Below are 13,152 nucleotides of genomic sequence, written 5' to 3' on the forward strand. Positions count from 1 at the left end.
GGATGTCTCATGCGCACCACCTACACCCCGATACTCTTCGCCTCGGCCGCCGTCCTGGCCTTCGCCGCCGCTTCTTCGGCCAAGGCGGAGGAGGGGATGTGGACCTACGACAACTTCCCCATCGCCCGCGCCAATCAGACCCTGGGCACGAGCATTGACCAGGCCTGGTTGGATCGCGTCCGCCAGTCCTCGGTGAAGTTCGGCGGCTGCTCGGCGGGCGTCATCTCGGCCGAGGGGCTGGTGATGACCAACAACCACTGCGTCGCCACCTGCGTCGCCAACCTGTCCACGCCCCAGCTGCAATACGCCGAGACCGGCTTCACGCCGAAGAGCCGTGAGGAAGAGCTGAAATGCCCCGGCGGTTCGGCCGAAATCCTGACCGACATCTCCGACGTCACCGAGCGCGTGCAGAAGGCGGGCGAGGGTCTGGACGGTCAGGCCTACACCCAGGCGCGCGAGGCCGAGGCCGGTCGCATCGAGACCGAAAACTGCGGCGATGACCCCAAGATCCGCTGCCAGGTCGTCAGCCTGTATCGCGGCGGCCAGTTCAAGCTCTACAAGTTCCGCAAATACTCCGACGTGCGCCTGGCCTGGGCGCCGGAAGACCGCGCCGCGACCTTCGGCGGCGACCTGGACAACTTCTCCTTCCCGCGCTTCGCCATCGATGCGGCTTTCATCCGTCTGTATGAGGACGGCAAGCCCGCCGCGACGCCGACCCACTTCACCTGGAACCCGGACAGGCCGACTGAGCACGAACCCGTCTTCGTCACCGGCAACCCCGGCTCGACCCAGCGCCTGCTGACCCAGGCTCAGCTGATGACCATTCGCGACGTGGTCCTGCCGCTGGATCAGCTGATCGCCTCGGAGCTGCGCGGTCGTCTGATCCGCTATGCCGAGGAAGGCGAGGAGCAGGCCTTCATCGCCATGGACCCCATCGTCGGCGTCGAAAACACCTACAAGCGCGGGCGGGGCCGCATGGCGGCCCTGATCGACCCGGCCTTCATGGATCAGTTGGCCGGTCAGGAAACGGTCTTCCGGCGCCGCGTCGCCGAGAGCGAGGCCCTGTCGGCCCAGGTCGGCGATCCCTGGGCCGCCCTCGCTGAAGTTCAGCCGATTGCTCGCGAACTCTATGCCCCGATGGCTCTGCTGGAAGGCGGCACGGGCATGGGCACGACCTCGGTCGCGGGCGGTTCGCCGTTGTTCAGCTGGGCGCGGGCCATCGTGCGCGGGGCGCAGGAGCGCGCCAAGCCGTCCGATCAGCGCCTGCCCGAGTTCGCCGACAGCCGCCTGCCGGGCGTACAGTCCGGCCTGTTCGCCGAGCGCCCGACCTATTCCGAACTGGAGCAGATCCGTCTGGAGTGGTGGCTGTCCAAGACCCGTGAATGGCTGACCGTCGACAGCCCCTACGCCCGCACCCTGCTGGGCAAGGACAGCCCCGAGGCCCTGTCGGCGCGCCTGATCGAAGGCACGACGCTGGCCGATCCCGCCGTGCGCCGCGCCCTGTGGGAAGGCGGATTGCCCGCCGTGCAGGCCTCGACCGATCCGCTGATCCAGTATGTCCTGGCTATCGACGCCGACGCCCGCGCTGTTCGCACCGAGTGGGACAACAAGGTCAAGGCCCCGACCGACCGCGCGTCCGAGCAACTGGCCGCCGCCCGCTTCGCCGTCTTCGGCGATGCGGTCTATCCGGACGCCACCGGCACCCTGCGCCTGACCTATGGCCGGGTCGAAGGCACCGACGTTCCGGGCCAGCGCATCGGCGCCTTCACCACCTTCGCCGGCCTGTGGGACCGTGCGACGGGCGCTGAACCATTCAACGTTGCGCCCAAGCTGCTGGCCGCCAAGGACCGCATCGACCCGAACGCGGTGATGAACATGGCGGTGTCGTCCGACACCATCGGCGGCTCGTCGGGCTCGCCCGCCGTCAACGCCAAGGGCGAGATCATCGGCGCCAACTTCGACTCCACTGTCCTGACCCAGCGCAACGCCTATGGCTATGATCGCAACGTCAACCGCAGTGTCATCGTCACCACCCAGGCCGTGACCACGGCCCTGCGCGACGTCTACGGCATGGATCACCTGATCCGGGAGCTGGGCGTCCAGTGAGCGAAGCGAGCTTCCGTCCCGCCGCGCCGGACGATGTTCCGGCGCTGCACCGCCTGATTGAGAGCGCCTATCGCGGCGATAGCGCCAAGGCCGGCTGGACCCATGAAGCCGATCTTCTGGGCGGCCAGCGCACGGATGAAGCGGAACTGCGCGATATCCTGACCGATGCGTCGCGGGTCATCCTGCTGGCTGAGGTCGAGGGCGTCCTGACCGGCTGCGTCCAGGTGGCGGATCAGGGCGAGGGCCTGGCCTATCTCGGCCTGCTGACGGTCGATCCGGCGCGCCAGGCTGGCGGTCTGGGCCGCTTGCTGATCGACGCCGCCGAGGCCGAAGCCGCCGCCCGTTTCGGCGCGACGCGCATGGAGATGACCGTCATCCGTCAGCGCGCCGAGCTGATCGCCTGGTACGAGCGGCGCGGCTATCGCCTGACCGGCGAGACGCGGCCCTTCCCGATGGATGACGAACGTTTCGGCCTGCCGCGCACACGCGAGCTGGAGTTCGTGGTGCTCGAAAAGACGCTCTGACGTCCTTCTCCCCTTGTGGGAGAAGGTGGTCCGTCAGGACCGGATGAGGGGTGTGAGCGCGACGGCATGAAAAAGGGGCGCAGGCTGCGGAGGCTGAATTTCAACCCGCGCCGCCGACACCCCTCATCCGTCAGGCTCCGCCTGCCACCTTCTCCCTCAAGGGAGAAGGGCTTACAGATCCCGCATCTGCTTCTGGGCGGCGCTGAAATACTGCCAGCCGGTCCACAGGGTGACGAGGGCGGCCAGCCAGATCAGGGCGTCGGAGAACAGCTGGAAGGCGGGCAGATAGTCGAACGGCAGACCCCAGCCGTCCCAGTTGCGGGCGAACAGCTGGCAACCCAGGGCGACCATCTGCAGGGTCGTCTTCCACTTGGCGGCCAGGGTGACGGGCAGGTTGATGCGCCCGGCCATGGTCTCGCGCAGGGCCGAGACCGCGAACTCGCGGAACAGGATCAGGCCGCAGGGAATGATGATCTGCTGCACCGAACCGCTTGTCAGAACGCCCAGCACGGCGCCGGTCACCAGGATCTTGTCGGCGATCGGGTCCAAGATGGCGCCCCAGCGGGTCTCCGCCTTCCAGCGACGGGCCAGATAGCCGTCGATCCAGTCCGTCGAGGCGGCGATGACGAAGATCCAGAACCCCGTGCGGTACATGGCGAACTGATCGTCAGGGCTTAGCCAGGCCGAAACGAAGGGGAAGCCGCTGGTCGCGCCCGCCAGCAGCAGGAACATGACGATCCCCGCCGCCAGGCGCAGGCTGGTCAGGATGTTGGGGATGGCTTTGTAGGCAGGGGCCATGACGTCTTCCGTTGCAACGCGCCGGGTGTGCCACGGTTCGTGGCCAGTGGCGAGGCCAGAGGCGTGAGCCGCGGCGTGGGCGCCGCTTAGTCCAGCCGCTCGAACCGTCCCGGTCCCGTCAGCTTGGACAGGATGCCCAGGGCGATGCCGAAGTGCAGGCCGCTGAGCTTGAGCTCGCCCGCCGCCTCCTTCTCCGCGATCCAGGGGAAGGTGCGCAGGTTGTCCAGCGACAGGCGCACGACGGCCTCCTCGGCGGCGCACTCGACCTGTTCGGCGGGCAGGGCCTCGACCGCGCGGCGCACGCTCGGGGCGGCTTGTTCGACCCAGGGGGCGACGAAGTCCTGACAGTTGGCGGGCGCGCCGTTCAGCATGGCATTCACCCCGCCGCATGAGGCGTGGCCCATGACGACGACGTGTTTGACCTTCAGCACATTGACGCCGAACTCCAGCGCCGCCGAGACGCCGTGCAGCTTGCCGTCGGGCTGATAGGGGGGGACCAGATTGGCGACGTTGCGCACGACGAACAGCTCGCCCGGCGCGGTGTCGAAGATCAGGGCCGGATCGGCGCGGCTGTCGGAGCAGGCCACGACCAAAGTGTGCGGCTTTTGACCGTTGGCGGCCAGGGCTTCGTATTCGGCGCGTTCGGATGGCCACCGATTCTGGCGGAAGCGGTGATAGCCCTTGGTCAATTCGTTGGTCATGAAGCGTTTCCTAGACCCGCGACGGTTGGTCGCTCAACCCGAAATCTTCGTCTGTCAGGACTTGTGAAAGAAGCCGTGGATGCGTTCAGCCAGCGACTGATTGACGCCGGTGACCTTGATCAGGTCGGCGACCGAGGCGCGGCTGACGCCCTTGGCGGAGCCGAAGGCGTGCAGCAGGGCCTTCTTGCGTCCCGGCCCGACGCCCTCGATCTCGTCCAGCGGGTTCTTCTTGATGTCCATGGATCGACGCTTGGCGTGGGCGCCGTTGGCGAAGCGGTGCGCCTCGTCCCGCAGCCGTTGCAGGTAATAGAGGGCGGGGCTTTTCAGCGGCAGCATGAAAGGCGCCTTGCCGGGCATGAAGAACTTCTCCAGCCCCGCGTCGCGATCCGGTCCCTTGGCCACGCCGACCACGGCGATGTCGTCGACGCCCAGATCGGCCATAACGGCCAGCACTTCGGCCAGCTGGCCCGCCCCGCCGTCGATCAGCAGCAGATCGGGGCGCTCGACCGCCTCGCCGGCCTCCTCGTCCTTGACCAGCTTGCCGAAGCGGCGGCGCATGACCTCGCGCATCATGCCGTAGTCGTCGCCGGGGGCCAGGTCTTCGCCCTTGATGTTGAACTTGCGGTACTGGTTCTTGCGGAAGCCCTCCGGCCCTGCGACGATCATGCCGCCGACGGCGTTCGTCCCCTGAATGTGGGCGTTGTCATAGACCTCGATCCGCTCGGGCCGGGCGTCCAGACCGAAAGCCTCGCACACCTCGTCCAGAATCTTGGACTGCGCCGAGTTCTCGGCCAGCTTGCGGCCCAGCGCCTCGCGGGCGTTGGTCAGGGCGTGGTCGACCAGACTGGCCTTGCCGCCGCGCTGGGGGCGGGCGATCTCGACGCGGTGTTCGGCCTTCATGCTGAAGGCTTCCTCCAGCAGCTCCAGTTCATGCGGGCGGACGTTGGACAGGATCAGGCGCGGAACCGGCTTGTCTTCATAGAACTGGCCCAGGAAGGCGGCGAGGATTTCCGGGTCGCTGTCGCTCTTGTCCACGCGCGGGAAATAGGCCCGTCCGCCCCAGTTCTGGCCCGCGCGATAGAAGAAGACCTGGACGCAGGCCTGACCGCCCTCGGCGTGCAGGGCGAAGACGTCGGCCTCGGCCACGCCCTCGGCGTTGACGCTGTTCTCCATGGCGATGGCCGACAGGGCGCGGATGCGGTCGCGCACGCGGGCGGCGGTCTCGAAGTCGAGGTCGTCGGAGGCGGCCTGCATCTCCTGCGACAGGCGGCCGATGACGGCGCGCGACTTGCCGCGCAGGAACTGCTCCGCCTCCGTGACCAGATCGCCGTAGTCCTCAAGCGAGATCAGGCCGGTGCAGGGCGCCGAACAGCGCTTGATCTGGTGCAGCATGCAGGGCCGGGTGCGCGTCTCATAGACGCTGTCCGAACAGGACCGCAGCAGGAAGGCCTTCTGCAGCGTGTTCAGCGTGTGGTTGACCGCCCAGGTCGAGGCGAAGGGGCCGAAATAGTCGCCGGGAATGGTGTGGGCGCCGCGATGCTTGCGGACCTGAGGCGCGCGGTGGTCGCGACGGATCATCAGTTCAGCGAAGGACTTGTCGTCGCGCAGCAGGACGTTGAAGCGCGGCTTCAGCTTCTTGATGAAGTTGGATTCGAGCAGCAGGGCCTCGGTCTCGGACGCGGTGACCACCAGCTCCATCGAGCGGGTCAGCGACACCATCAGGCCGATGCGCTGGGTGTGGAAGCGGCCTTGCGCATATTGCACCACCCGCTTCTTCAACGACTTGGCCTTGCCGACATAGAGGCAGGCGCCGTCCTCGCCGTACATGCGATAGACGCCGGGCTTGTCGGGCGCGCGCCGGGCCTCGTCCGCGATCAGTTCGGCGGCCTGAAGCGGAAGGGCGTTCGCCTGCGAGTCGGGCGTCTCCGGAATGTCGGGCGTCGGGTCGGTCATCAGGCGGGATATAGGCTCAGCCGCGCCGGACCAGAAGCACCCCGCCGATCACCAGCAGCACTCCGGCGATGCGGGTCAGGCTGATCGGCTGCTGCGGCACGCCCATGACGCCGAAATGGTCGAGGATCAGGCTCAACGCCAGCTGGCCCGCCACCATCAGAGTGATGGTCAGCGCCACGCCGATCTTGGGCACGCCCCAGGCGGCGGCCACCACGAAGACGCAGCCGTAGAGTCCGCCCAGCCACGCCCAGGCGGGCAGGGCCTTCATCGCCTGCACGTCCGGCCGCGCCTGCAAAGTCATCGCCAGCACGCCCAGCGCCACCGTCCCGACGAAGAAGGAGATGAAGGCCGCATTGACCGGCGACCCGACCGCGCTGGCCAGCCGCGCATTGGTCGGTCCCTGCAGGGCGGTGGCGGCGCCGCCCAGGATCATGGCCAGCAGGGCGAGGACGGGAAGCTGCATCGGCGGTCTCACCAGTTCGGATCGGGCGCGGCGCCGCCGAAGATCTCGGCCAGGCGGTCGCGGGTGGCGCGGGTCGTGTCCTCGGGCAGGGCGTCCGGATGAAACCAGCCGATCTCGGCGATTTCGCCATGGCTGGTCCGCTCGGTCATGTCGAAGACGTCGATGCGGTAGACCAGGACGTGATCGCCCGGAAAGAAGCGTTCGTTGGAATGGACCGACAGCAGGCGCGGCTCGCCCCTGACGATCAACCCGGCCTCTTCGCGCAGTTCGCGGATGACGGCGTCTTGCGTCGTCTCGCCCTTGTCCACTCCGCCGCCGGGCAGCCACCAGCCCTCCAGATAGGTGTGCTTGACCAGCAGCACCCGGCCCTCGCCGTCGACCGCTGCGCCGCGCACGCCCAGCGTCATGCCCCGGCTCATCCGCGACCAGATGAAGAACAGCGGCCGGGTAAAGGGTTCGATGCGGGTGCGCCAGTTTGCCATGCCGGAACGATAGGCTGTTGCCGGGCGGCTTGAACAGGGGCGCTCTTGCCCCTATTCGGGGGCGGAACAGGAGACCCATCATGCTGGCCATCGCCACCATCTTCGCCTTCATCGCCGTCGTCGCCGCCTTCAACTACTTCGAGTTCGGCCGGGTTGACTGACTCCAGGTCGGCTGACGCCCCTTCGAGGGGCGTGGCGCTGGTCACGGCCGCCTCGCGCCGGATCGGGGCGGTGCTGGCGAAGGCGGCGGCCCAGGCGGGCTATGACGTCGTCGTCCACTACCGTTCGGACGCACAGGGGGCCGAGGCCGTGGTCCGGGCCATCGAGGGTCTGGGGCGTCGCGCCGTCGCCGTTCAGGCCGAGCTGACGGACGCCGGGGCGCGCGCCGCCCTGATGGATCAGGCCGCCGCCTTCGGGCCGTTGCGGGTGCTGATCAACAACGCCTCCCTGTTTGTTTATGACCAACTGGAGACCTTCCAGGAGGCGGACCTGCGCCTTCATCACGAGGTCAATGTCCTGGCGCCCCTGGCCCTGATCCGCGACTTCGCCGCGCGCCTGCCTGACGGGGACGAGGGCGTGGTGGTCAATATGCTGGACTATAAGGTCACGGCGCCGAACCCCGACTTCTTCTCCTATACCGTCAGCCGTGTGGGCATCGCCCATATGACCGGAGCCCTGGCTCTGGCCTTGGCGCCGCGCATCCGGGTCTGCGGCATCGCGCCGGGCCTGACCCTGCCCTCGGCCGGCTGGCCCGAGGCCGATTATCTGGCCGGGGCCGAGGCCACGCCGCTGAAGCGGCCGGTGGCGGTCGAGGATTTGGCGGCGGCCCTGACCTTCATCCTCACGGCGCGCAGCCTGACCGGCCAGAATCTGGTGGTGGACGCCGGGGCCGGCCTGACCCGCCGCGACCGCGATCTGGAGTTCGCCTGAGGGCGTTCGCCGCCACATGACCTTTATTTGCCGATAGGTTGGTGCTTTAGCTGCCGCCGTTCATCCTGAGACCTTCATGCCCGCTGTCCGTTTCACTCGCCGCTTCTCGATGGCGCACCGGCTGATCGCCGATGCGGGGTCGAAATGCGCCGTGCCGCATGGGCACAATGAGTTCGTGACGGTGACGTTGGAGCCGATGGCCGAGATCGCCTTCGGCGCCGCCAACCATGCGGCTTCGTTCGAGCGGCTGAAGGCGCGCTGGCACGGTTTCGTCGATCGCAGCCTGGATCATGCCTTCCAGCTGAACCGCGCCGACCCCCTGCTGGCCTGGTTCCAGCAGCACGAACCGCATCGCCTGAACCAGGTGCTGACCGTGGACGGCGACCCGACGACCGAGGCCCTGGTCATTGCCCTGTGGCGCAAGCTGGAGGCCATCCTGTCGGCCGAGAGCCTGCCCTTCCGCCTGGCCGAACTGGCCATCGAGGAGACGCCGACCAATACCGTTCTGACGCGCGATCTGACTGAGGCGGAGCGGGCCTGGGAGCTGGGCGCCTGGTGCGACCGGGCCGATTTCAGCATCAATGATCTTCTGCCGCCGGAGACCTGGTCTTGAGCGCCGTCGTCACCCCCCTGCCGTCCGTCGAGCCGCGCCGCCTGGGCCTGAAGGTCATGGTCCGCGCCCTGAAGGTCGAGGCCTCGATCGGCTTCTACGACCATGAGCATGGGCGGTTGCAGCCGCTGGTGGTGGATGTCGAGCTGGACCTGGGCGCCGCTCCGGTCGAGCGGCTGGCCGATACGCTGGATTACGACGGCGTGGCCCGCATCGTGCGCGAGCTGGCGGCGGGGCCGCACATCGCCCTGATCGAGACCTTCGCCGAGCGCACCGCCGTCGCCTGCCTGGCCGATCCGCGCGTGCTGAGCGTCGTCGTGCGTGTCGAGAAGCCGGGCGCCATTCCCGATGCGGCGGCCGCCGCCTGCGAAGTCGCCTATTCGCGCTGAGGCCGGTTGCGCGGGGCCGTCCGTCCCGCCATCATCCCGGCCTGACAAGAGGTTCCGATGGTCCAGTCCGGCGATTACAGCAGCAGCACGAACGCCGAAGCGGCGCCCGCCGATCTGGCGGGGCTTTACGCCGGTTATGCGCTGATCCTGTTGGCGGCGCCGACCTTCGGCGTGGCGGCGGCGATCGGCCTGTTGCGCGTGTGGCGTCGGCCTGCGCCGGTCGATCCGGTGTTGCGCAGCCATTTCGTCTTCCAGCAGCGGACCTTGCTGGCGGCGGTGGTCGCCATCATCGCCGGGGCGGTGTTGATCCTGGTCAACGTCGGGGTCTTCGTCCTGTTCGTCATGGCGGTGTGGACCATCGTGCGCGGCGCCCTGGGACTGAAGGACTTGCTGACGGGCCAGGCCATCGCCGAGCCGCGTCGTCTCTTCTACTGAAAGGCCCGCCGTCATGAGCGATCAGAATCCCGCCGCGCCGGTCGCGGGCCGAGACGGCGCCGTGGTGGCGTGGATTCTGTACATTCTGTCGATCCCCAGCGCGAACCTGCTGGTGCTGGTCGGCCTGGTGCTGGCCTATATGAACCGGGGCTCGGCGACCGGGCTGGCGGCCCAGCACGTCGAGGCGCAGATCAGGCTGTTCTGGTCGGTGTTTTGGATCAGCGCCGTCCTGTGGGTGTTGTTCATCATCGGCATCGTCACATCGCCTTTCTTGATCGGCCTCCCGGTTCTCCTGGTCTCCGGACTTCTTTTGTTGCTGGTGTCGATCTGGTTCACGGTGAAAAGCGTTCTGGGTCTGATGGCCCTGCTGAACGATCGGCCGGCCTGATCTAACCGCACTCGGGAGGAGCCGCCGTGCCCGCCTTCAAAGACCACGCCGCCGACCGCCGTTTCCAGCAGTTGTTCGCCGACGCAGATGGAACCGAGCATCCCGTCTGGGCCGAGTATGCGGTGCGCGGCCACGCCCGCGTCATCCTGCACGTCGAGGCGCACCCGGCCCTGCGCGGCACGGGCGCGGCGGGCCGCTTCATGCAGGCTCTGGCCGAGCACGCCCGCGCCGAGAAGCTGACCCTGATCCCGCACTGCAGCTACGCTGTGGCCTGGCTGAAGCGCCATCCCGAGTACGAGGATGTGGTGGGGGCCTAGCGGCGCGCTTGCTGGATCCTCGGGTCAAGCCCGAGGATGACGGCGTTGAAGGTAGGCGCGGCGCGAAGCGCCCCAGGCCGCGTCGGGTCGAGAAGGCGGAGCCTTCTGACCGCGGCCGACTAGGGATGACTCTTGGCGACGATGGCCTTCATGGTCTCTGCCTTGGCGGGCAGATCCTGGACCAGCCGCGCGGCCAGTTCGCGGGCGCCGACGGGATAGGCGTCGCCGCCGTCGGCGATCTCCTTGGCCATGTCGGCGGCCTTACACAGGGCGACCTCGAGGGCCTCGACCTGTTCGAGCGCCAGGGCGCGGGCTTCAGCCTGCAGGCGCTTGACCCGTTCGGCGGTGGTTTCGGGCGCGCGCATCAGGTCATAGACCTCGGCTTCCGGCGAGGAGACCACGCGCAGGGCGGCGCGGGCGTCGGATTCATTGCTGGACTTGGTCATCGGCGTCTCTCCTGAACGCACCATGCCGCATTTTCGCCGCAAGGTCGCATCCGATTTTGCGGCCAAGCTCGAAGCCGCGCGGCCATGTTGCTCGTAAGCCTCATGAACCGGGCCTCATGAATCGGGGATGAAGGCGGTCTCAAGCGCGAGCTGCTACCGCCCTTTCCTGAACGCCTCCGCCTTCTCAGCCGCGGCCTCTTTCCGCCAACGCTTCGGGGCAGACTTGTCCACGTCCTCGCCCGCGCCCGTTAGCGCTTCGTTGGCGAATTCGAGATCGAGGAGCTTCATCTTCTTGATCTCGTCGCGCAGGCGGGCGGCTTCCTCGAACTCGAGGTTGGCGGCGGCGTCGCGCATCTTGCCTTCCAGATCCTTGAGCGCGGCCTGGAAGTTGGAGCCGATGAAGGGCTTGGCCTCCTCGGCGACGCCGGGGCGGGTCAGGCGGTCCAGGTCGCGGGACTCATAGGGGCTGTCGAGGATCTCCTTGATGTCGCGCTTGACCGTCGCGGGCGTGATGCCGTGTTCGAGGTTGTAGGCCTGCTGCTTCTCGCGGCGGCGGTCGGTCTCGGCGATGGCGCGCTCCATCGAGCCGGTCATGCGGTCGGCGTAGAGGATGACGCGGCCGTCGACGTTACGCGCCGCGCGCCCGATGGTCTGGATCAGGGAGGTCTCCGAGCGCAGGAAGCCCTCCTTGTCCGCGTCGAGGATGGCGACAAGGCCGCACTCGGGGATGTCGAGGCCCTCGCGCAGCAGGTTGATGCCGATCAGCACGTCGAACGAACCGAGGCGCAGGTCGCGCAGGATCTCGATGCGTTCCAGCGTGTCGACGTCGGAGTGCATGTAGCGGACGCGCACCCCTTGCTCGTGCATGTATTCGGTAAGATCTTCGGCCATCTTCTTGGTCAGGGTGGTGACCAGGGAGCGGTAGCCGGCGCGGCTGGTCGCCTTCACCTCGTCGATGACGTCGTCGACCTGGTTGCGGGTGGCGCCGGAGACGGGGCGGATCTCGACCGGGGGGTCGATCAGGCCGGTGGGGCGGATGACCTGTTCGGTGAAGACGCCGCCGGTCTTGTCCAGCTCCCAGGCGCCGGGGGTGGCCGAGACGAAGACGGTCTGGGGCCGCATGGCGTCCCATTCCTCGAACTTCAGCGGGCGGTTGTCGATGGCGGAGGGGAGGCGGAAGCCGTATTCGGCCAGGGTCGATTTGCGGCGGTAGTCGCCGCGGAACATGGCGCCGATCTGACCCACGGTGACGTGGCTCTCGTCCACGAACAGCAGGGCGTTGTCGGGGATGTATTCGAAGAAGGTCGGCGGCGGTTCGCCCGGCGCGCGGCCGGTCAGCCAGCGGCTGTAGTTCTCGATGCCGGCGCAGGAGCCGGTGGCCTCCATCATCTCCAAATCGAAGCGGACGCGCTGTTCCAGGCGCTGGGCCTCCAGCAGCTTGCCGTTCTCGACCATCCAGTCGAGCGTCTCCTTCAGCTCGGCCTTGATGCCGGTGATGGCCTGGTTCAGCGACGGGCGCGGGGTGACGTAGTGGCTGGCGGCGTAGACGGTGACCTCCTCCAGCTCGGCGGTCTTCTTGCCGGTCAGGGGGTCGAACTCCTGGATGGATTCCAGCTCGTCGCCGAACAACTGGATGCGCCAGGCGCGGTCTTCCATGTGGACGGGGAAGATCTCCAGCACGTCGCCGCGCTTGCGGAACATGCCGCGCTCGAAATTCAGGTCGTTGCGCTTGTACTGCAGGGCGATGAGGTCGGCGCGCAGCTTGGCCTCATCGATGGTGTCGCCGACCTTTAGCGAGAAGGTCATGGCGGTGTAGGTCTCGACCGAGCCGATGCCGTAGATGCAACTGACCGAGGCGACCACGATGACGTCGTCGCGCTCCAGAATCGCGCGGGTGGCCGAGTGGCGCATCCGGTCGATCTGCTCGTTAATCGACGAGTCCTTCTCGATGTAGGTGTCGGTGCGCGGGACGTAGGCTTCGGGCTGGTAGTAGTCGTAGTAACTGACGAAATACTCGACCGCATTGTCGGGGAAGAAGGCCTTGAACTCGGAATAGAGCTGGGCCGCCAGCGTCTTGTTGTGGGCCAGGATCAGGGCCGGGCGCTGGGTCTGTTCGATCACCTTGGCCATGGTGAAGGTCTTGCCCGAGCCGGTGACGCCCAGCAGCACCTGTTCGCGGTCGCCTTCGGCCGCCTGGGCGACCAGTTCGGTGATAGCGGCGGGCTGGTCCCCAGCGGGCTGGTAGCGGGTCTCCAACCGGAAGGGGACGCGCTTCTTGTTGGTCGGCCGGTCAGGGCGGTGGGGAACCCAGTCGGCGGGGGCGGCGGGCGCCTCCTCCGGCGTCAGGCGCGGGCCGCTCACAGGCGCGAACATCGGCGCGCGGCCGTGGTCGAAGGCGACGGGCGCTTCACTCAGGCCCGGATTGGGCGTGTGGACGGGTTTGCTCTGTTTCGCGGGAGAACGGGCCATGAACATTAAGGTAATGTGCGCGCGCGCAAGGCGCTAGGGCGTGGTGAGGCGGGGAGGGCGCCTAAATCCGTCTTCTTGCCACCACAGGTTGATCTTCACTCCGCCATGCTTTGGCTCGAGCTTCGCCTTAAGTGAGGCAAA

Annotated in this window: 16 protein-coding genes; 9 read left to right on the forward strand and 7 right to left on the reverse strand. The window is 67.5% G+C overall.

Annotation, left to right across the window (positions count from 1 at the left end):
- Nucleotides 1–9: 9 nt before the first annotated feature.
- Together AC3IPP_RS01890 and AC3IPP_RS01895 are read left to right on the forward strand one after the other, a co-directional pair.
- Entirely contained in the window at nt 10–2,106 is a 2,097-nt protein-coding gene (locus AC3IPP_RS01890; RefSeq protein WP_489150141.1) for a S46 family peptidase, read from the forward strand.
- Nucleotides 2,103–2,630 (forward strand): GNAT family N-acetyltransferase, encoded by a 528-nt coding sequence (locus AC3IPP_RS01895; protein WP_489150142.1) that lies wholly within the window; start codon nt 2,103–2,105, stop codon nt 2,628–2,630. The genes AC3IPP_RS01890 and AC3IPP_RS01895 overlap by 4 nt, the downstream gene beginning before the upstream one ends.
- Before the next feature lie 171 nt (nt 2,631–2,801).
- Here AC3IPP_RS01895 and pgsA read toward each other — a convergent pair whose 3' ends face one another.
- The 5 genes from pgsA to AC3IPP_RS01920 form a co-directional block, all read right to left on the reverse strand.
- Nucleotides 2,802–3,428 carry a CDP-diacylglycerol--glycerol-3-phosphate 3-phosphatidyltransferase gene (gene pgsA, locus AC3IPP_RS01900; RefSeq protein WP_489150143.1) on the reverse strand — a complete coding sequence of 209 codons (627 nt, stop codon included), beginning with the start codon at nt 3,426–3,428 and terminating at the stop codon, nt 2,802–2,804.
- A gap of 86 nt (nt 3,429–3,514) precedes the next feature.
- Nucleotides 3,515–4,129, reverse strand: coding sequence for a carbonic anhydrase (locus AC3IPP_RS01905; protein WP_087138988.1), 615 nt, complete (start codon nt 4,127–4,129; stop codon nt 3,515–3,517).
- Between the two features lie 54 nt (nt 4,130–4,183).
- Nucleotides 4,184–6,082, reverse strand: a complete 1,899-nt coding sequence (gene uvrC / locus AC3IPP_RS01910; RefSeq protein ID WP_489150144.1) for an excinuclease ABC subunit UvrC — start codon at nt 6,080–6,082, stop codon at nt 4,184–4,186.
- Nucleotides 6,083–6,098: 16 nt separating this feature from the next.
- A complete protein-coding gene (locus AC3IPP_RS01915; protein WP_489150145.1) occupies nt 6,099–6,545 on the reverse strand; it encodes a DMT family transporter in 447 nt (148 codons plus the stop codon).
- Nucleotides 6,546–6,553: 8 nt separating this feature from the next.
- A complete protein-coding gene (locus AC3IPP_RS01920) occupies nt 6,554–7,027 on the reverse strand; it encodes an NUDIX domain-containing protein (protein ID WP_489150146.1) in 474 nt (157 codons plus the stop codon).
- Between the two features lie 29 nt (nt 7,028–7,056).
- Here AC3IPP_RS01920 and AC3IPP_RS01925 point away from each other — a divergent pair, with 29 nt between their 5' ends.
- The 7 genes from AC3IPP_RS01925 to AC3IPP_RS01955 all read left to right on the forward strand — a co-directional run bounded on the left by AC3IPP_RS01925 (nt 7,057) and on the right by AC3IPP_RS01955 (nt 10,096).
- A complete protein-coding gene (locus AC3IPP_RS01925) occupies nt 7,057–7,188 on the forward strand; it encodes a hypothetical protein (protein WP_003166112.1) in 132 nt (43 codons plus the stop codon).
- A 31-nt stretch (nt 7,189–7,219) separates the two neighbouring features.
- A complete protein-coding gene (locus tag AC3IPP_RS01930; protein ID WP_489150147.1) occupies nt 7,220–7,957 on the forward strand; it encodes an SDR family NAD(P)-dependent oxidoreductase in 738 nt (245 codons plus the stop codon).
- A gap of 76 nt (nt 7,958–8,033) precedes the next feature.
- A complete protein-coding gene (locus tag AC3IPP_RS01935; protein WP_489150148.1) occupies nt 8,034–8,570 on the forward strand; it encodes a 6-pyruvoyl trahydropterin synthase family protein in 537 nt (178 codons plus the stop codon).
- Complete coding sequence (folB, locus tag AC3IPP_RS01940; RefSeq protein WP_269298733.1) at nt 8,567–8,956, forward strand: dihydroneopterin aldolase; 390 nt, start codon at nt 8,567–8,569, stop codon at nt 8,954–8,956. Before AC3IPP_RS01935 ends, folB begins: the two co-directional genes overlap by 4 nt.
- Before the next feature lie 57 nt (nt 8,957–9,013).
- Nucleotides 9,014–9,391 carry a serine/threonine protein kinase gene (locus tag AC3IPP_RS01945; protein ID WP_489150149.1) on the forward strand — a complete coding sequence of 126 codons (378 nt, stop codon included), beginning with the start codon at nt 9,014–9,016 and terminating at the stop codon, nt 9,389–9,391.
- 13 nt (nt 9,392–9,404) lie between these two features.
- Nucleotides 9,405–9,779 carry a hypothetical protein gene (locus AC3IPP_RS01950; protein WP_489150150.1) on the forward strand — a complete coding sequence of 125 codons (375 nt, stop codon included), beginning with the start codon at nt 9,405–9,407 and terminating at the stop codon, nt 9,777–9,779.
- Nucleotides 9,780–9,805: 26 nt separating this feature from the next.
- A complete protein-coding gene (locus AC3IPP_RS01955; RefSeq protein WP_489150151.1) occupies nt 9,806–10,096 on the forward strand; it encodes a GNAT family N-acetyltransferase in 291 nt (96 codons plus the stop codon).
- Nucleotides 10,097–10,215: 119 nt separating this feature from the next.
- Here AC3IPP_RS01955 and AC3IPP_RS01960 read toward each other — a convergent pair whose 3' ends face one another.
- Together AC3IPP_RS01960 and uvrB are read right to left on the reverse strand one after the other, a co-directional pair.
- Nucleotides 10,216–10,542, reverse strand: coding sequence for a hypothetical protein (locus AC3IPP_RS01960; RefSeq protein ID WP_087138999.1), 327 nt, complete (start codon nt 10,540–10,542; stop codon nt 10,216–10,218).
- 153 nt (nt 10,543–10,695) lie between these two features.
- Entirely contained in the window at nt 10,696–13,011 is a 2,316-nt protein-coding gene (uvrB, locus tag AC3IPP_RS01965) for an excinuclease ABC subunit UvrB (RefSeq protein ID WP_489150152.1), read from the reverse strand.
- Nucleotides 13,012–13,152 lie beyond the last annotated feature (141 nt).

This window comes from Brevundimonas sp. KH_060 (assembly GCF_057838275.1).

Bases quoted from the DNA above. Each gene is read 5' to 3' on its own strand.
- AC3IPP_RS01890 (WP_489150141.1), top strand. From the start codon at position 10: ATGCGCACCACCTACACCCCGATACTCTTCGCCTCGGCCGCCGTCCTG.
- pgsA (WP_489150143.1), bottom strand. From the start codon at position 3,428: ATGGCCCCTGCCTACAAAGCCATCCCCAACATCCTGACCAGCCTGCGC.
- AC3IPP_RS01905 (WP_087138988.1), bottom strand. From the start codon at position 4,129: ATGACCAACGAATTGACCAAGGGCTATCACCGCTTCCGCCAGAATCGG.
- uvrC (WP_489150144.1), bottom strand. From the start codon at position 6,082: ATGACCGACCCGACGCCCGACATTCCGGAGACGCCCGACTCGCAGGCG.
- AC3IPP_RS01915 (WP_489150145.1), bottom strand. From the start codon at position 6,545: ATGCAGCTTCCCGTCCTCGCCCTGCTGGCCATGATCCTGGGCGGCGCC.
- AC3IPP_RS01920 (WP_489150146.1), bottom strand. From the start codon at position 7,027: ATGGCAAACTGGCGCACCCGCATCGAACCCTTTACCCGGCCGCTGTTC.
- AC3IPP_RS01935 (WP_489150148.1), top strand. From the start codon at position 8,034: ATGCCCGCTGTCCGTTTCACTCGCCGCTTCTCGATGGCGCACCGGCTG.
- AC3IPP_RS01945 (WP_489150149.1), top strand. From the start codon at position 9,014: ATGGTCCAGTCCGGCGATTACAGCAGCAGCACGAACGCCGAAGCGGCG.
- AC3IPP_RS01950 (WP_489150150.1), top strand. From the start codon at position 9,405: ATGAGCGATCAGAATCCCGCCGCGCCGGTCGCGGGCCGAGACGGCGCC.
- AC3IPP_RS01960 (WP_087138999.1), bottom strand. From the start codon at position 10,542: ATGACCAAGTCCAGCAATGAATCCGACGCCCGCGCCGCCCTGCGCGTG.
- uvrB (WP_489150152.1), bottom strand. From the start codon at position 13,011: ATGGCCCGTTCTCCCGCGAAACAGAGCAAACCCGTCCACACGCCCAAT.